Genomic DNA, 17,392 nt, shown 5'->3' with positions numbered 1-17,392 from the left:
GACGGGGGCCGACGCGGCGCGCTCGCGGGCGCGCAGCTCGGCGAGCACGTCGGCACCGTCCAGCGCGGCGAGGAGCCGCTGCCGGACGACCGCCGGATCGGGCGGGTCGCCGAAGGTGGGCACCACGAGGAAGGTGTTGACCGCGGACTCCCCCACGGCGCCGACGGTGGCGCTCTGGACCCGCAGGCCGGCGAGCGCGAGCACGGCTGCCATCCGAGCGAGGACGCCGCGCCGGTCGGGTCCGACGACGGCGACGGTGAAGGTGTGCGGCCCCAGCGCGGGCGCCGGGGTGATCCGGACGTGCGTCCCGCCCGCGGCGGCGAGCGCCGCCACCTCCTCGGGCACGGGACCGGGCTGCGGCGCGGGCTCCCCGTCCAGCACCCGGCGGGTGCGGCGGACGAGCTCGCCGATGAGCCGCGACTTCCAGTCGCCCCAGACGCCGGGCCCGGTGGCGAGCGAGTCGGCCTCCGCGAGGGCGTGCAGCAGCTCCAGCAGGATGGGATCGTGGTCGATCTTCTCCGCGACCATCTCGATCGTCGCGGGATCGTCGAGGTCGCGTCGGGTGGCGACGGCGGGCAGCAGGAGGTGGTGCCGGACCATCGCGGCGAGGAGGGCGGTGTCGTCGGCGGAGAGCCCGAGCCGAGCGGCGATCGCCTCGGCGAGTTCGGCGCCGATCACGCTGTGATCGCCGCCGCGGCCCTTGCCCAGGTCGTGCAGCAGCGCGCCGAGCACGAGCAGGTCGGGCCGGGCGACGTCGGTGGCGCGGTTGGCGGCGTGCGCGGCGGTCTCCATCAGGTGCCGGTCGACGGTCCAGGTGTGCACCGCGTCGCGCGGCGGGAGGTCGCGCACGGCGCCCCACTCGGGCAGCAGCCGCCCCCAGAGGCCGGTGCGGTCGAGGGCCTCGATCACGGGCACCGCGCCGCGCCCGGCGCCGAGCAGCGCGAGCAGGTCGGCGACGGTCTCCGCCGACCAGGGACTGCGCGGGGCGGGCGTGACCTCGGCGAGCCGGGCGAGGGTGGACGCCGACATGGGCAGACCGGACGCGGCGGCCGCGGCGGCGACGCGAACGGTGAGGCCCGTGTCGCGGTCCGGCCGGGCGTCGCGGGCGAGCGCGACCTCGCCGGCGTGCTCGACGACGCCCTCGGCGAGGGGGCGCCGCACGGGCGGGCGGCGCAGCCGGGAGAAGCCGCGGCGCGGGAGGGCGTTCTGGGCGGTGCGGATGCCCACGTCGACGGCGTAGGCCACGGTGCGGCCGCTGTCGCTGATGGTGCGGGCCAGGTCGAACCGGTCGCCGAGGCGGAGCGCGGCGCCGATCTCGTCGGCCTCCTGGGCGCGGACCTGGTCCCGGGCGCGGCCGGCGATCCGGTGCAGCTCGGTGCGCACGTCGAGCAGCCGGGCGTAGGCGGCGGCCAGGTCGTTGCCGGTGGTGCCGCTCGGCGTGGCCGACGGGGTCGGGATCCCGTCGGTCAGCTGCGCGAGCGAGAGCGCTTGCAGGAGCTGCACGTCGCGCATGCCGCCGCGACCGTTCTTGAGGTCGGGTTCGGCGCGGTGGGCGATCTCGCCCGAGCGGCGCCACCGCTCGCGCGCCTGCTCGGCGAGGTCGTCGACGCGGGAGCGGATGTCGGCGCGCCACTGCCGGCGCACGCCGCTGATGAGCAGGTTCGTGATCTCCTCGTCGCCCACGATGTGCCGGGCGTCGAGCAGCCCGAGGGCCGCGGTGAGATCGGACTGGGCGACGCGGACCGCCTCGGGGACGGTGCGGACGCTGTGGTCGAGCTTGATGTGCGCGTCCCACAGCGGGTACCAGATGCTCTCGGCGACGGCCGTCACGCGTTCCGGGTCCAGCCCGTCGTCGTGCACGAGCAGGAGGTCGAAGTCACTGTGGGGCAGCAGTTCCCGACGCCCCAGGCCGCCGACGGCGACGAGGGCGAGCCCGCTGTCCGGACCGATGCCGGCGGCGGCGCCGTGGGTGGTGAGCCACACCTCGGCCAGGTCGGCGAGGGCGCCGCGCAGGGCGGCGGGCTCGAGACGGTGCGGACCCGACGCCCGGTCGAGGAGGCGGGCGCGGGCGGCGACCAATTCCTTCGCACCGCTGAGCCCGCTGCCCGTATGCCCGCCGCCCGCGGGCGACCCGCTCTCCCCGATCGTCACGATCGCCCTGTCCGGCACCGTCATCGTCGCTACAGGGCCTCGTTGCCGCGCTCGCCGGTGCGCACGCGCACGACGGACTCGACGGGCGTGACCCAGACCTTGCCGTCGCCGATCTTGCCGGTGCGGGCGCCCTCGACGATCACGTCGACCACGCTGTCCACGACGGCGTCGTCGACGACGACCTCGATGCGGACCTTGGGCACGAAGTCCACGGAGTACTCGGCGCCGCGGTACACCTCGGTGTGCCCCTTCTGCCGGCCGTAGCCCTGTACCTCGCTGACGGTCATACCGAGGATCCCGGCCTGCTCGAGGCCCGCCTTCACGTCCTCGAGCGTGAAGGGCTTGACGATCGCGGTGACCAGCTTCATAAGAGTTTCCTTCGCTTAAGTCGGTTGTGGATTCAGCTTAGATCCGGTCACCTCAGACCAGGTCGTACGCCGTCTCGGCGTGCTCGGAGTTGTCGATGCCATCGGCCTCGGACTCCTTGTCGACGCGCCAGCCGAGCGGCTTGAGCGCGAAGGCGATGACCGCGGTGAGGACGGCGGTGAAGGCCAGTGCGGCAGCGGCGATCACGATCTGCACGACCAACTGCTTGTAGTCGCCGCCGTAGAACAGGCCGGTGTCCTTGGCCAGGAATCCGAGGGCGACGGTGCCGATCACGCCGGCCACCAGGTGCACGCCCACCACGTCGAGCGAGTCGTCGAAACCGAACTTGGTCTTGAGGCCCACACCGAAGGCGGCGGCGACACCGGCCACGACGCCCAGGATGATGGCGCCCACGGGGGTCACGTTCGCGCAGGCCGGGGTGATGGCGACGAGGCCGGCGACGACGCCCGACGCGGCACCCACCGTGGTGGCGTGACCGTCGCGGAACTTCTCCACCGCGAGCCAGCCGAGCATCGCGGCGGCGGTGGCGGCGGTCGTGTTGACCCAGGCCAGGCCGGCCGTGGCGTTGGCGCCGAGCGCGGAACCGGCGTTGAAGCCGAACCAGCCGAACCACAGGAGCGCGGCGCCGAGCATCACGAACGGGATGTTGTGCGGGCGGTAGGAGTGCTTGCCGAAGCCGAGGCGCTTGCCGACGATGATCGCCAGCACCAGGCCCGCGATACCGGCGTTGATGTGCACGACGGTGCCGCCGGCGAAGTCGATGGGCGCCACGGCGGCCTTACCGTCCTCGTTCAGGCCGAACAGCTTCGCGGCGATGCCGCCCTCCGCGTTCGACAGCAGGCCGCCGCCCCACACCATGTGGGCCAGGGGCAGGTACACGATGGTGGTCCAGATGCCGGTGAACAGCAGCCACGTCCCGAACTTCACGCGCTCGGCGAGGGCGCCCGAGATCAGCGCGACGGTGATCACGGCGAAGGTCAGCTGGAAGCCGGCGAAGACGATCGCCGGGAGGCCGCTGCCCGCGGCGTTGAGCACCACCAGGGTGTCCTCGCCCGACGTCTTGGTCTCCATCAGCTGGTCCAGGCCGAAGTACTTGAAGGGGTTGTCGAACATCCCGAGGTAGTTGCCCTCCCCGGAGAACGACATCGAGTAGCCCCACAGCACGTAGATCACGGAGACCAGGCCCAGCGAGCCGATCGACATCATCATCATGTTGAGCACGCTCTTCTGGCGGGACAGACCGCCGTAGAAGAACGCGAGGGCGGGCGTCATGAGCAGCACCAACGCCGCGGACATCAGCATCCACGCGGTGGTGCCGGAGTCGACCTTGCCGAACAGTTCGTCGGGCACAGAAGCCAAGAGCACGGGAAACCTCCTCGGGCGCGCCGCCGTTGCGGTGCGAGTGAGAACAGCTTCGGCGGCCGCGGTTTCCCTGCGGGGGCGCTCGTGTTGCTCGTGTGTAACCGGTCGGCCCGGGTTCGGGCCGTTCGGTTACGCCCGTGTTTCCGACGGTGCCGCCCCGCCGGCGCCGTCCGCGTCGGGATACCGGGGAATGGGCTGCCCCGCACCGGTCGTGACCAGCTGCGGGATGCTGGTGCGCACGTAGAAGCTCCAGCCGCGCGAGCAGGCCTCGAAGCACTCGGACTCGGCGGTCAGCCCGACGTGGGTGAGGCGCAGCTCGGTGCCGCGGTCCACCGGCGTGAGGTCGATGATCACGTCGGTGTCGCGCCATTCGTGGCGGTCCTCGATGAAGGTCATCTCGCAGTCCACGGCGTGCCAGGCGACCCGGGTGGGGCTCACCTCGGTCACCCGGAACCGGCAGAACCGGATGCCCTCCTTGGTCCGGGAGGTCTCGCCGGGGTACGCGGCGTCGTCGGTGACGACGAACTCGTCGCCGACGACGGCGGAGTGGCCGATGAGGTTCTCGGTCCACCATCCGCGCACGTCCAGGACCGCGGCGAGGACGTCTTCCGGCGCGCGGTCGATCGTCACGGCGGCGGTCAGGTATTGGGTGTTCTCCATGGTCGACATGATCCGGCTCCTTCGGTAGGGGGTCGTCCACCCCACCTACGGATGGGAGCGCCCGGAATCGACATCCGCCGCGAAGAAGTTCTCCGGCCGGTGTCCGCCGCGCAGCTCGCGAACCCGTCGGGCCAGGTAGGCGCGCTCGGGGTCGGTGGGCGCGAGCGCCAGGGCCTCCTCGTACGCCGCGCGGGCCTCGGTCGTGCGGCCGGCCCGCCGCAGCAGGTCGGCGCGGGTCGCGGGCAGCAGGTGGTAGCCGTCGAGGGCGCCGGTGGCGGCGACCGCGTCGACGAGGGCGAGCCCGGCGGGCGGACCGTCGGCCATGGCGACCGCGACGGCCCGGTTGAGTTCGACGACGGGTGACGGCGTCGTGCGGGCGAGCTCGGCGTACAGCGCGGCGATCTGCCGCCAGTCCGTGCGCCGCGCGTCCGGGGCGGTCGCGTGGCAGGCGGCGATCGCCGCCTGCACCTGGTAGGGGCCGGGCCGCCCGGCGGCGAGCGCCGCGTCCAGCAGGGCGAGGCCCTCCTCGATCAGTGCCCGGTCCCAGCGGCTCCGGTCCTGCTCCTCGAGCGGCACGAGCACCCCGTCGCGCACCCGGTGGGCGCGACGGGCCTCGCTGAGCAGCATGAGGGCGAGCAGGCCGCGCGCCTCGGGCTCGTCGGGCAGCAGCCGGTCCAGCACGCGTCCGAGGTGTACGGCCTCACCGGTGAGGTCGCGGACGCCGTCGACCTCGTCGTAGCCCTCGTTGAAGATCAGGTACACGACGGCCAGCACCGCGGGGAGGCGCTGCGGCAGCAGGTCCGGGGGCGGGACGCGGTACGGGATCCCCGCCTCGGCGATCTTCCGCTTGGCCCGGACGATCCGCTGGGCCGTCGCCGACTCGGTGGTGAGCAGCGCGGCGGCGATCTCGCCGGTCGTGAGCCCGGCGAGGGTGCGCAGCGTGAGGGCGACGCGGGCGGCGAGCGGCAGCGCCGGATGGCAGCAGGTGAAGATCAGGCGCAGCCGCTCGTCGGGGATGTGCTCCGGCTCGTCCTCCCCCGGGTTCGCGAGCGCCGCGAGCCGGCGCGTCCGTTCGCGACCGGTGGCGTCGTGCCGCAGGCGGTCCCGCGCCTTGTTCCGGGCGGTGATGGTGAGCCACGCGCCGGGCCGCGGCGGCACGCCGTCCCGGGGCCAGGTCGCGAGGGCGGCGGCGAAGGCCTCCTGTGTGCAGTCCTCGGCGAGGTCCCAGTCTCCGGTGAGTCCGATCAGGGTGGCGACGACCTGGCCCCACTCGGCCCGGTACGCGTCGGCGACCGCGCGCTGCACCGCGTCGGGGGTGGTCATTCCCAGACGGGCCGGACCTCGACGCACCCGCGGGCCGCGTACGTGTGGTTCGCGGCGATCGCGAGGGCCTCGTCGAGGTCGGCGCACTCGACGATGTCGATCCCGCCGACGACGTCCTTGGTCTCCGCGAACGGCCCGTCGGAGACGAGGGTCTCGCCGCCGCGCACGCGGACGGTGGTGGCGTCGGCGACGGGCCGCAGCCGGGCCCCGCCGAGCATGGCCCCGCGGCGCCGGAGGTCCTCGTCGTAGGCGCGGTAGGCGGGGTCGGCGGCGATCTCCTCGTTGGTCGGCGAGCCGTCCTCGTCGTCGCAGATCAGCAGCACGTACTTCACGACTCGATTATGCGCCCGCGGTGCCGATCCCGCGGGCCCCGAGCCAGCGCTCGATCTCATCGCCGGCGAGCGCCGCGGCCGTCCGCTCGCCCGCGGTGAGGGCCGCACCGAAGTGCTTCCCGCGCACCCGTACGTGCTCGACGTCGTCGGTCCCGAACGCCGCCACCATCGCGCGGGCGTCGTCGGGGAAGCACGCCTGATCGCCGGTGATCTCGACGAACAGGGTCGGCACGGTGACGGCGGGGGCGCAGCGCAGGAAGCCGGCGTTGCTGCTGAGCGCGGACCACGTGGACAGCCACGCGTCGGGGGTGGTCAGGCGCCCGAAGCCCACGACGCCGTAGTCGGTGAGGTCGGGCCGGGAGCCGAACAGCGAGCCGTAGGGCCGGTCGTTCGGGTCGAGCGACGGGTCGGTGCAGCGCAGGTCGGCGTCGGTGCGGTGCACCGTGATGAACTCAGTGGCCAGCGCGTCGCGGCGGTCGGCGGGGTCGCCGGACTCCGCGAACCGCTGCTGGGCGGCGCGGGCCCGGGCCACCCGCTCGCGCGCGAGGGCGTCGATCCGCTCCACCCGCGCGCGTTGCGCCGCGCGGTAGCGCTGCACGAACTCGGGCGGGTAGGTGCTCGGGGCGGGCGCGGGCGCGTAGCCGTTGTCCGGGTTGAAGGGGTCGAGCTCGGGCAGGATCGAACGGGGGTCGTCCTCGTCGGCGACCGACGGGTCGATCATGCGGAGCAGCAGTTCGCCCTGTCCGGGGTGCGGCGCCATGAACACCGCGAGGTCGGGTGCGGGCATCCGCGCCTCGCGCAGCTTCACGGGCTTGCCGCTCGGGGTCCGCGCGAGCCGTTCCTGGGCGGGCAGGCCGGCCTGTTCCAGGTAGAAGGCGGCCAGCGCGCCGCCGCCGGAGTGGCCGACGGCGATCACGGTGCCGAAGCCCTCGTCGCGCAGGAAGGCGTGGCCGGCGGCCATGTCGAGCAGCGCCTGCTCGTGCAGCAGCGTCAGGTCGTTGCCCTGGGTGCGGCTGCCCTGGGTCCAGACGGCGACGCCGCGACGCAGGAATTCGGGCACCAGGACGTGGTGCGCGAAGTCCTGCCGGGGGTGCATGAGGAAGGCGACGGCGGTGGCGCCGGGCACGGTGCGGAGCAGGCCGGAGACCTTGGCCCCGTCGACGGTGCTCAGCTCGACGGGGGTGGTGACGGTGCCGTCGGGCACGGCCTCGGCGTCGAGGTAGCGGCCCGCGCCGAGGCCGGTGGCGGCGCCCGCGCGCTCGGCGGTGGTCACCGGTCCACCACCCGGAGCGCGTCCTTGTCGTGCTGGGCGACGCGCGAGTCCTCCAGGCCCGCGAGGGCGCTGTACCAGACGGCGTGCCGGCAGCCGGTGGCGCGGCGATCGATCGCGATCTCCTCCGGCCGGGTGATCCGGAAGTACGGACCGACCCGCACGATCTCGTTGCGCGGCTCGGCGCCCGCGACCTTGAGGACGCCCTCGTTCTCGGGGACGTCGAGGACGTAGATGCGGCTCATCGGACCTCGGCCTCCTCGTCGGCGTTCCACGCGGCGTCGCCGGTCGCATCGCCGGTCGCGGCGAGCCCGGCCAGCCCCCACTGCCGCTCCTCCCACCTCTCGGCCTTCTCCACGATCAGCTCGGCCTTGCGCATCAGGAGCGCGTCCATCGACGGTGCGCCGCCCGAGACCACGTCGCACAGCGCCTCCAGGGTGAGGGCGGCGTCCAGGTCCTCCTGGGGCGTCACGGGGCGCAGGGCGCGGGTGATCTCGATCATGTAGCCGTTGGGATCGTGGGTGTAGATCGACTCGATGGTCTCGTGCATCACCTGCATCTCGCACGGCCAGTCCGAGGCGTCGAGGCGGCGGCGGTACTCCAGCAGGTCCTCCTCCCCGTCGACGTGGATGGCGAGGTGGCGGGAGTTCTTGAAGAACTCGGGCGTGCCCTGAGGAAGGCGCGCCCAGGAGTCGCCGGGGGCGCTCTGGTCGCCGAAGGGCTCGAGCCCGAAGTAGTAGAAGAACGCCATCCGGTCGCCGTTGCCGATGTCGAAGAAGAAGTGGATGAAGTCGGGGTGGTTCTCGGGGCCCCAGCCCGCGGCGCAGATCGAGTGGACGATGGGGAACTTGAGCACGCCGTTGTAGAAGTTCACGGTGCCGACGGGGTCGAAGGTCGGGAAGGCGGCGTGGTCGACGCCCTGGACGCGGTGCTCGGAAGTGCTGGCGGACATGTCTTCTCCTTATCCGGTGGCGAGTGGGGTCAGGCGCCGGCGGCGGCCGGGGCGGCGGCATCGGCGCGCAGCAACGAGCCGGCGCCGGGGATGTCGACGGTGGCGCCGACGGAGCGCAGGATGCGGTAGGCGCCGGCGGTGGCGGCGGTGATCACGGGGATGCCGAACTCGTCCTCGGCGGCCTGGACCAGGTCGAGCGAGGGCATCTGGACGCACGCGGAGAGCACGAGCGCGTCGACGCCCGTGAGGTCGAGGCTGCGCGCGGCCTCCATGACGCGGTCGCCGGGGATGCAGCCGACCTCGGCGTTGTCGGCCACCTCGAGGGCGCGCCAGTCGGTCACCGTCAGGCCCTCGTGCTCGAGGTACGCCATCACCTGCTCGGCGAGCGGGCGCAGGTACGGGGTGACGACGGCGATCCGCGTGGCGCCCATGTCGCTGAGGGCGTCCACGAGGGCGCCGGCGCTGGAGAGCACGCGGGCGTCGCTGCCGCCCTCCGAGAGCTGCTCGGCGATCTTCGCCTCCACGCCGTGGTGCTCGCCGAGGCCGGTGGACATGATCGCGACGAGGCAGGCGTAGAGCATCGCGTCGACGCCCGCGTCACCGAGCTCGATGACGCAGCGCTCGCGCTGGGCGTTCATGGCGCGCAACTGCTCCGGGGAGACCTTCTGCATCCGCATGCGGCTGGAGTGGAAGGTGAACGTCTCCTCCGGGTGCCGGCCGAGGATCCGCGGCATCTCGGTCTCGACGGTGACGTTCGAGCTGGGGACGACCAGTCCGATCCGGATGGGCTTGGCGCTCATGGTGCTCCTCTGCGTGTGGTTCGTCGTTCCCTTCCAGTATTCGACGCCTTTGTAAAATTGTCAACACTCATGTTCACATGTCTACGTCGCCGTCACGAACCGGCCCGAGAAACGCCACTCGCCCGGCCGATGCGGCCGGGCGAGTGCGTGTGTTCGGTTGTGGGAGCGGGCGTCAGATCAGGGGCTCCAGGCGGTCCAGGCGGTCCCGGATCTCCGAGAGCAGCCCGGCGGGCCCCGAGGCCCCGTCGCCGGACTCCGGAACGCACAGCATGCGCCGGGCCAGCGCGGCGACGGTGTCCACGATGGCCTTGACCTCGACGGCGTCGGCGGGCCGCGCCCACCAGGCCACCCAGTTGCACATGCCGAGCAGGCTCAGCGCCGCGGTGCGGGCGTCGACGGGGACGAACTCCCCCTTCTTGACGCCCTCCTCGATGATCGCGATCGTCTCGCGCAGCACCTGCCGCTTGGCGCGCGCGTGCACCGCGCCCGCCTCCTCCGGCAGCATCATCTCGGAACGGTCCAGGATCCGGAACTGGCTCGGGTGCTCGGCGCGCTGCTGGACCAGCTGCTCGGTGAGCAGCGTGATCTTCTCCGTCGGCGCCAGGTCCGACCGGTTGCGCAGTTCCTCGATCACGTCGGCGAGATCCTTGGAGACCCGCTCGACGAGCATGACCAGCAGGTCCTCCTTGCTGCTGAGGTAGTGGTACAACGCCGGCCGCGAGACCCCCACCGCGTCGGCGATGTCCTGCAGGCTGGTCGCGTCGTACCCCTTGACCGCGAACAGGTCCGTCGCCGCGTCCAGCACGTCCCCGACGATCAGATCCCGCCGCCGCGATCCGCGGCCCGGTTTCTCCATTGTCGACATGTCGACGACCCTATCCCGCGGCGCGACCGGCCGCCGGGACGCTCATGCCGTGAGCACCACCGCGTCGGCCCGGCCCACGGCCACGGCCGCGGCCGCCTCCGCGCGCAGCGCGGCGGGGATCTCGATCACGACCGTCTTGCCGTCCCAGCGGATCCGTTCGGCCAGGTCGATCCGCGCGCCCACCGCCGCGGGGTCCGACGGTCCGCCCACCACGACCACGGCCGAGGGTGCGGCGGTCGCGTCCGCGACGAAGGCGTCGTGCCCGGCCTCCCAGGCCGCGCCGCCGTTCCACTCGACCCGAGTCGCGTCCTGGAGTTCTTCGACGCCGATCACCTTCGACGGTGCGCGCAGCGCCTCGGTCTCCAGCGGCAGGTCCAGCACCCAGTCGTCGACGGTGCCCCAGTCCCCCGCCGGCTCGGCGCCCAGGCCGCGCAGCGCGACGGCCGCCGCCTCCGGGAACTCGGCCGCGTAGTGCTCGATCCCGAGGTTCCCCGCCCGGGTCATGTACGACAGCGCAGTGGCCTCCGGCGCCGCGCCGGCGCGGTCGCGGAAGCTGGTCCACCAGTTCTGCGAACGCGCGGCGAGGTGCTTGAACCGCTGCACCGAGGAGCGGCGGGCGGCCTCGTAGGCGGCGAAGGCCGCGTCCGTGTCGGCGTGCGCGGCGAGCGCGGCGGCGAGGGCGATGGCGTCCTCGATCGCCAGCTTGGTGCCGGAGCCGATCGTGTAGTGCGCGGTGTGCGCCGCGTCGCCGATCAGCACCACGTTGCCGGTGGACCAGCGGTCGAGGGTCACCGTCGGGAACTGCGCCCAGCGCGTGCGGTTGGCGAGCAGTTCACCGCCGTTCAGCTCGCGGGCGAACACCCGCTCGAGGTGCTTCAGGCTCGCGGTGTCCGACTCCCCCGCGGGCGTCGCCGCGGCGTAGGCCGCGAGTCCCGCGGCCTCCCAGGTGATGTCGTCGGCCTCGATCAGGAAGGTGCTGCGGTCGTCGGCGTAGGGGTACGCGTGGACCACGAACAGCTCGTCGCCCTCGCCGCGCCAGGTGAAGTTGGCGTTGTCGACGGCGAAATCGGTCCCGCACCACATGAAGTGCAGTCGGCCGTAGTCGACGTGCACGCCCAGCCCGTCCGCCACGGCGTCGCGGACGGCACTGCGCGCGCCGTCGGCGGCGACGATCACGTCGGCCGAGACGTCGTCGAGGCCGGCCTTCACACCGCTGCGGATCTCGACGCCCACCTCGAGCGCCGCCTTGGTGAGCACCTCGAGGAGCGCGGCCCGGCCGATCGCGAGGTTCCGCGCGCCGTGCAGGCCCACGTCACCGGCGTCGGTGCGCAGCACGAGCGAATGGCCGCCGTGACTGACCTCGCGCATCCGGTCCGCGGTCTGCGGGTCGACCTTGGCGAGGTTGTTCATCGTGGCCTCGGTGAGCCCGACGCCGAAGCCGAAGGTCTCGCTGCTGCTGTCGGTCCGCTCGTACACGGTGACGAGGGCGTTCGGGTCGGCGAGCTTGATCAGGCGCCCGGCGGCGAGGCCGGCGGGGCCGCCGCCGATGATCGCGACGGTGCGGCCGGGGGTGGTATGAGAAGTCATGGCGGTCTCCTATCGGGCGGTGGCGGACTGGTCGGCGGCGAGCTGCTCCGCGATGCGCTCGCGGAGGTCCTTCTTCGACACCTTGCCCACGTTGGACAGGGGGAACTCGGTGACGACCTCGATCCGCTCGGGCAGCTTGTACTTCGCGAGACCCTGGCCGAGCAGGAACTCGCCGAGGGTCGCGACGGTCGGGGCCTCGGCACCGTCGTCGACGATGAGGTAGGCGCAGGCGCGCTCGCCGAGCACCGGGTCGGGCATCGCGACGAGCGCGGCGCTGACCACGTCGGGGTGGCGCAGGATGACTTCCTCGATCTCCTCGGCGTGGATCTTCTCGACGCCGCGGTTGATCACGTCCTTGATCCGGCCCTCGATCGAGTAGACGGTGACGCCGTCGATCACGTGCGCGCGGGCGAGGTCACCGGTGCGGTAGAAGCCGTCGGCGCTGAAAGAGTCGCGGTTGTGCCGGTCGGCGCGGTAGTAGCCGCGGATCGTGTACGGACCGCGGGCGCAGAACTCGCCGATCTCGCCGGGCGCGACCGGATCGTCGCCGCCCACCTCGGCGATCCGCACCTCGTCGGCGGGCGAGACGGGTGCACCCACGCTGTGGTGCCGCACGTCCTCGCCGGCGCCGGCGGGCGTCACCAGGAACATGCCCTCGGCCATGCCGAACATCTGCCGGACGGCGATGCCGAGCTCGTCGCGCAGTCGCTCCGAGACCTCCTCGGGCAGCGCCTGTCCGCCGACCACGAAGTCCGCGATCGACGTGAGATCGGTGGTGCGGCTGCGCGGATCCTCCAGCAGCCGCACCGCGACGGCGGGCGGCACCAGCGGCAGCGACGTCGGGCGCTCGGCGGCGATGAGATCGAGCAGGTCGGAGGTCCGCGCGGACGGGGCGAGCACCAGCTGGGCGCCGGCGAGGATCGCGGGCTGCACCGCGAGGCCGATGCCGGCGTTGTGCATCACGGGCAGCGGGTACAGCAGCTTGGTGTCGCCGTCGTAGCCGAGCGCCGCCGCCCAGGCGAGCGAGTTGTGGACGTACTCCTCGTGCTGCCGGGCCGCCACCTTGGGCAGGCCCGTGGTGCCGCCGGAGAGCTGGAAGACGGCGATCTGCGCGGGATCCACCGCCGGCGGCGCGGGGGCGGTGGCGCCGAGCTCGGACAGCCGATCCAGCGTGGGGGTGTCTCCGATCGCGTCCCCGCGGGCCACGACGACCACGGGCAGGGCGCCGGAGTCGTGCAGCGCGCGGGCGACGGCCAGGGTCTCGCCCGCGCCGTGGTCCGCCTGCACGATCGTCGCGCGGGCGCCGACGTGCTGCGCGAGCAGGCCGATCTCGCGCTCGCCGTGCTGCGGCAGGGTGCACACGGGGCGCAGTCCCGCGATCAGGGCGCCGAGGTACGCCACGACGGTCTCGGCCACGTTCCCCATCTGGAACATGACCGGCTCCCCCGGCTCCAGGTCGGTCCCAGCGAGTAGGCCCGCGCCGAACGCCCGCGCCCGGCCGAGCAGCTCGCCGTGCGTCCACCGGACCTCCGGCGTGACGAGGCCGGGGCGGTCGGCGAACCGCGCGAGCGCGTCGGTCAGCTCGTCGGGCAGCGACCTGCCGCGCCACAGGCCGTCCGCCCGGTACCGGGCGACGAACTCGTCGGGATAGGAGACCAACCCGGCCTCGTGCGCCGAGCGGGGTGGGGACTGCACATCGTTCTCTGACATGTTCGTCAATTTATCAACGTGACTGTTGACACACAAGGGGTCGGCGGAGTTTTCTTGACATTGCCGACGAAACTTCACCATCGGCGTAACCTCACTCGCGAACGCCGGCCGGCCACCGTCCGCGTCGACCATCCAAGGAGCACCGCATCATGACGACCACCTCCGCAGTTTCCTCCACGACCATCGACGCCGCAGGCGTTCCGCTCGCGGCACGCGTGGCTGAGGCACCGGGCGATCCGCGCGCCCTGATCGTCGCGATCCACGGCGGCACTTACGATTCCGAGTACTTCCACGTCGGCGCGGATTCGTTGCTCGCCCTGGCCCCGGAGCACGGGTACACGGTCGTCGCGATCGACCGACCGGGCTACGGCGGCAGCGCGACGGTCCCTGCGGAACGGCTCGGCTTCGACGAGCAGTCCACCCTCCTGTCGGCCGCGGTCGACGCGCTGCGTACGCAGTACGACCTCCCGACGGTGCTCGTCGGCCACTCGATCGGCGGCATGCTCGCGCTGCTCACCGCCACCAAGACCGCCGAAGCGCCCGCGGGCGTGGAGATCAGCGGGCTCGGCGAGCTGTGGCAGCCGGGCATTCGCGAGATGTGGGGCGGCCTGCGCGGCGACGCCCCCGCGATCGCGCTGCCGGCCGAGGCCCATGCCGGCGTCATGTTCGGCCCCGACGGGTCGTTCACGCCCGCGCACGTCGCGCGTGACGCCGAGCTGCTGCGCCCGATGCCGATGCCGGAGCTCTGCGACGTGGTGGACTGGGCCCACCGCCTGCCCGCCGTGGGCGCGTCCGTAGCGGCGCCGGTCCAGGTGACCTTCGCCGAGCACGACAAGATCTGGCGCTCCGACGACGAGGCGCGCGCGGCCCTGGCCCGGCACTTCACCGCCGGCCCGATCGACGTGCGCGTGATGAGCGGCGTCGGCCACTCCATCGAACTGCACAGCTGCGCCCGCGAGTACACGCTGGCCCAGCTGGACTTCGTGGAGCGGTCGATCTCCTGAACCGACGACGACGCCCCGCACCGGGATCCTCCGGCGCGGGGCGCTGTCGTGTGCGGGCCCGACGGGCCGCGTGCCCTAACCGAGCAGGGCGTCGACGAAGGCCGCCGGCTCGAAGGGCGCGAGGTCGTCGGCGCCCTCACCGAGGCCGACGAGCTTCACCGGCACGCCGAGCTCGTGCTGCACGGCGTAGACGATGCCGCCCTTGGCGGTGCCGTCGAGCTTGGTGAGGACGACGCCGGTGATGTCGACGACCTCGGCGAAGACCTTCGCCTGCGCGAGACCGTTCTGGCCGATGGTCGCGTCCAGGACGAGCAGCACCTCGTCGACCTTGGCCTTCTTCTCGACGACGCGCTTGACCTTGTCCAGCTCGTCCATGAGGCCGGTCTTGGTGTGCAGGCGGCCGGCAGTGTCGATGAGCACCACGTCGACACCCTCCTCGGTGCCCTTCGCGACGGCGTCGAAGGCGACGGCGGCGGGATCGGCCCCCTCCTTGCCGCGCACCACTTCTGCGCCCACGCGCTCGCCCCAGGTCTGCAGCTGGTCGGCCGCGGCGGCGCGGAAGGTGTCGGCGGCGCCGAGCAGCACGCGACGGCCGTCGGCCACGAGCACCCGGGCCAGCTTGCCCGTGGTGGTGGTCTTGCCGGTGCCGTTCACGCCCACCACCAGCAGCACCGACGGTGCGCCGGCGTGCGGCAGGGCCTTGATGCTGCGGTCGTACTCGGGGTGCAGTTCCTCGATCAACACCTGGCGCAGCAGCGCGCGCGCCTCGGCGGCGCTGGAGACGCCCTGCGTCGCGATGCGGTCGCGCAGCTTCTCGACCACGGCCATCGTCGTGGGGGTGCCGAGGTCCGCGAGGAGCAGCGTGTCCTCGATCTCCTCCCACGACTCCTCGTCGAGGTCGCCCGCACCGAGGAGGCCGAGCAGCGACGCGCCGACCGTCGACTGCGAGCGCGCGAGCCGTCCCTTGAGCCGGTCCAGACGCCCCTCCGTCGGGGCGATCTCGTCCAGCTTCGGGGCCGACGGTGCCACCTCCGCGGGGGCCTCCACCTCGACCGGCGCCTCCGGCGCAGCGGGCTCCACCGGAGCCGGGGGCGCGGTCGCCTCGGGAGAGGTGGTCGCCTCGGCCGGAGCCGCCGGCGCGGCGGGAGCCTCGGTCTCGGCCGGAGCTGCGGGCGCCTCCGCCTCGGCGGGCGCCGCGGGCGCGGCCTCCGGCGCCTCGTCCTCGATGTGCTCGATCTCGGTCGGGGCGGACGGCACGACGTTCGCGATGCCGGGGTCGATCTCCTCGGCCTCGGCGAGGCGCGCGTCGGCCTGCGCCTGCGCCGCTTCGGCGGCCTCCTGCTCGCGCGACTCCTGCAGGTCCTTGAGGGAGACGTGCGGCGCCGCGTCGGGCGCAGGCACCGTCTTCGGGGCGGGCGGCGCCTTCGGCACCAGCGGCACGGGCTCGGCCTCGCGCGTGCCCTCACTGAAGGTGAAGCCACCGCCTGCCTTGTACCCGCCCGACTTGTCGAGGCTCTTGGGCTCGGTCGTCTCCTCCTTGAGCGAGACGCGCCGTCGCTTGTTGAGGTAGAGGCCGGTCGCCAGCGCCGCCAGAACGACGAGGACGGCGACGACGGCGATGATGATGGCGATGGCCGAAGTACTCACGCCACGACTCTAGTCAACGGCTGCTCAGCGTCCGGTGCGGCTGCGCACAGCGGGGCGGCGCGCCCACGCCGGCGCATGTTCGGGGAGGGGCCCGATCGCCACCATCCGCGCGGTCAGGCCCTGGAGTGCCGGGAACCGGCGGAGCAGTCGGAGCGGCGCGGGGAGACGAGCCGCGCCCAGCCGTGGGCCGGGCGCGGCGGCGAGGGCCGGCGCGAGGAGCGCCCGGTGGATGACTCGCTGCACCCCTTGGATCAGGACCGTGGGCAGCCACCGTCGGAGCTGGACGCGGCGCAGCAGCCGGAGCGGAACGCCACCGTCGGACCGCAGCGCCGGGCCGACGATGCGGGCGGCGGCGACCGCGTCGGCGACGGCGAGGTTGATCCCCACGCCGCCGACGGGCGACATGGCGTGCGCGGCGTCGCCGATGAGGAGCAGGCCGTCGACGTACCAGCGGCGCAGCCGGTTGAGCTCCACCTCGAGGAGCTTGACGTCGTCCAGCGAGGTGAGCGGAGCGAGGCGGTCGGCGGTCCACGGCAGCAGTGCCGCGATGTCCCGCCGGAAGCCGTCGATGCCGGCCGCACGGAGCGCCGCGTCGGTGCCCTTAGGGATGACGGAGGCGCACTGCCAGTAGTCGCCGCGGTCGATGGTGATCGCGAAGCGGCCCGCGCTCAGGCGACCGAAGACCCCGTCGGGGTCGGTGCGCTCGCGCGGCAGGCGGAACCACAGTACGTCCATGGGGACGCCGAAGCGGCGCGGCGCGAGCCCGGCGGCGGCGCGGACCGCGGACGAGCGCCCGTCGCAGGCGACGGTCAGCGCCGCCCGGAGGTCGCGCTCGGCCCCGGTCGCGCGGTCCCGGTACCGCACGCCGACGACGGTGCCGTGCTCTCGGAGAACGTCGATCACCTCGGCATCGTTGATGAGGGTGAAGGTCGACTCCTCCGCGGCAGCGGTTGCGAGTAGGTCGAGGAGGTCCCACTGCGGCGCGAAGGCGATGTGCCGGTGGGCGCCCGGCAGCCGGCGGAAGTCCGCGACGGCGGCCTCGCCCGCGTCGAGCCGGACCGTCATCCGCTCGACGTCGCGGTGCGGCATCGCCGCGAACCGCTCGCCTAGCCCGAGTTCGTCGAGCAGCGTCAGGGTCGAGGCGTGCACCGTGTCCCCGCGGAAGTCGCGCAGGAAGTCGGAGTGCTTCTCCAGCACGGTGACTCGCACGCCGCCGCGGGCGAGCAGGAGCCCGAGGACCATCCCGGCGGGGCCTCCACCGACCACGACGCACCCGTTATTCATCATGTGTTGAAATTTACGCCGCGTCGCGCATTGGGGCAAGACCCCCGAGCGCCGATCC

Annotated in this window: 16 protein-coding genes; 1 reads left to right on the top strand and 15 read right to left on the bottom strand. The window is 73.1% G+C overall.

Annotation, left to right across the window (positions count from 1 at the left end; genetic code table 11):
* The 13 genes from LB823_RS07945 to LB823_RS07885 all read right to left on the bottom strand — a co-directional run.
* Window positions 1–2,175, bottom strand: a 2,175-nt coding sequence (locus LB823_RS07945; RefSeq protein WP_374201290.1) for a [protein-PII] uridylyltransferase, incomplete at its 3' end; no start/stop codon positions are given.
* 5 nt (window positions 2,176–2,180) lie between these two features.
* Window positions 2,181–2,519: a P-II family nitrogen regulator gene (locus LB823_RS07940; RefSeq protein WP_068524879.1), complete on the bottom strand. Its 339-nt coding sequence runs from the start codon at window positions 2,517–2,519 to the stop codon at window positions 2,181–2,183.
* 52 nt (window positions 2,520–2,571) lie between these two features.
* The gene (locus LB823_RS07935) at window positions 2,572–3,840 is read right to left on the bottom strand and encodes an ammonium transporter (RefSeq protein ID WP_224646281.1); all 1,269 of its coding nucleotides are present in this window, start codon (window positions 3,838–3,840) and stop codon (window positions 2,572–2,574) included.
* A gap of 189 nt (window positions 3,841–4,029) precedes the next feature.
* Window positions 4,030–4,569, bottom strand: coding sequence for an SRPBCC domain-containing protein (locus LB823_RS07930; RefSeq protein WP_224646269.1), 540 nt, complete (start codon window positions 4,567–4,569; stop codon window positions 4,030–4,032).
* A 36-nt stretch (window positions 4,570–4,605) separates the two neighbouring features.
* Window positions 4,606–5,883 (bottom strand): RNA polymerase sigma factor, encoded by a 1,278-nt coding sequence (locus LB823_RS07925; protein ID WP_224646266.1) that lies wholly within the window; start codon window positions 5,881–5,883, stop codon window positions 4,606–4,608.
* The gene (locus tag LB823_RS07920; protein WP_224646264.1) at window positions 5,880–6,215 is read right to left on the bottom strand and encodes a YciI family protein; all 336 of its coding nucleotides are present in this window, start codon (window positions 6,213–6,215) and stop codon (window positions 5,880–5,882) included. Before LB823_RS07920 ends, LB823_RS07925 begins: the two co-directional genes overlap by 4 nt.
* A gap of 7 nt (window positions 6,216–6,222) precedes the next feature.
* The gene (locus LB823_RS07915) at window positions 6,223–7,488 is read right to left on the bottom strand and encodes an alpha/beta hydrolase (RefSeq protein ID WP_224646262.1); all 1,266 of its coding nucleotides are present in this window, start codon (window positions 7,486–7,488) and stop codon (window positions 6,223–6,225) included.
* Complete coding sequence (locus tag LB823_RS07910) at window positions 7,485–7,730, bottom strand: hypothetical protein (RefSeq protein ID WP_224646260.1); 246 nt, start codon at window positions 7,728–7,730, stop codon at window positions 7,485–7,487. Before LB823_RS07910 ends, LB823_RS07915 begins: the two co-directional genes overlap by 4 nt.
* A complete protein-coding gene (locus LB823_RS07905) occupies window positions 7,727–8,437 on the bottom strand; it encodes a VOC family protein (protein WP_224646258.1) in 711 nt (236 codons plus the stop codon). The genes LB823_RS07910 and LB823_RS07905 overlap by 4 nt, the downstream gene beginning before the upstream one ends.
* A 29-nt stretch (window positions 8,438–8,466) precedes the next feature.
* A complete protein-coding gene (locus LB823_RS07900; protein ID WP_224646257.1) occupies window positions 8,467–9,237 on the bottom strand; it encodes a maleate cis-trans isomerase in 771 nt (256 codons plus the stop codon).
* Window positions 9,238–9,409: 172 nt separating this feature from the next.
* A complete protein-coding gene (locus LB823_RS07895; RefSeq protein WP_224646254.1) occupies window positions 9,410–10,102 on the bottom strand; it encodes a TetR/AcrR family transcriptional regulator in 693 nt (230 codons plus the stop codon).
* Window positions 10,103–10,144: 42 nt separating this feature from the next.
* Window positions 10,145–11,689 carry an FAD-dependent monooxygenase gene (locus LB823_RS07890; protein ID WP_224646252.1) on the bottom strand — a complete coding sequence of 515 codons (1,545 nt, stop codon included), beginning with the start codon at window positions 11,687–11,689 and terminating at the stop codon, window positions 10,145–10,147.
* 9 nt (window positions 11,690–11,698) lie between these two features.
* Window positions 11,699–13,399 carry an AMP-binding protein gene (locus LB823_RS07885; RefSeq protein ID WP_224646251.1) on the bottom strand — a complete coding sequence of 567 codons (1,701 nt, stop codon included), beginning with the start codon at window positions 13,397–13,399 and terminating at the stop codon, window positions 11,699–11,701.
* A 149-nt stretch (window positions 13,400–13,548) separates the two neighbouring features.
* Here LB823_RS07885 and LB823_RS07880 point away from each other — a divergent pair, with 149 nt between their 5' ends.
* Window positions 13,549–14,403 (top strand): alpha/beta fold hydrolase, encoded by an 855-nt coding sequence (locus LB823_RS07880; protein ID WP_224646249.1) that lies wholly within the window; start codon window positions 13,549–13,551, stop codon window positions 14,401–14,403.
* Window positions 14,404–14,478: 75 nt separating this feature from the next.
* On the opposite strand, the gene ftsY is transcribed toward LB823_RS07880, so the two are convergent.
* Both ftsY and LB823_RS07870 read right to left on the bottom strand, forming a co-directional pair.
* Window positions 14,479–16,050, bottom strand: coding sequence for a signal recognition particle-docking protein FtsY (gene ftsY, locus LB823_RS07875; RefSeq protein WP_224646247.1), 1,572 nt, complete (start codon window positions 16,048–16,050; stop codon window positions 14,479–14,481).
* A gap of 24 nt (window positions 16,051–16,074) precedes the next feature.
* Window positions 16,075–17,337 (bottom strand): FAD-dependent oxidoreductase, encoded by a 1,263-nt coding sequence (locus tag LB823_RS07870; RefSeq protein ID WP_224646245.1) that lies wholly within the window; start codon window positions 17,335–17,337, stop codon window positions 16,075–16,077.
* Window positions 17,338–17,392: the final 55 nt, after the last annotated feature.

It is taken from the genome of Tsukamurella sp. M9C (genome assembly GCF_020169415.1).
Lineage (GTDB): Bacteria > Actinomycetota > Actinomycetes > Mycobacteriales > Mycobacteriaceae > Tsukamurella.
This window is presented reverse-complemented; position numbering and strand designations above follow the sequence as displayed.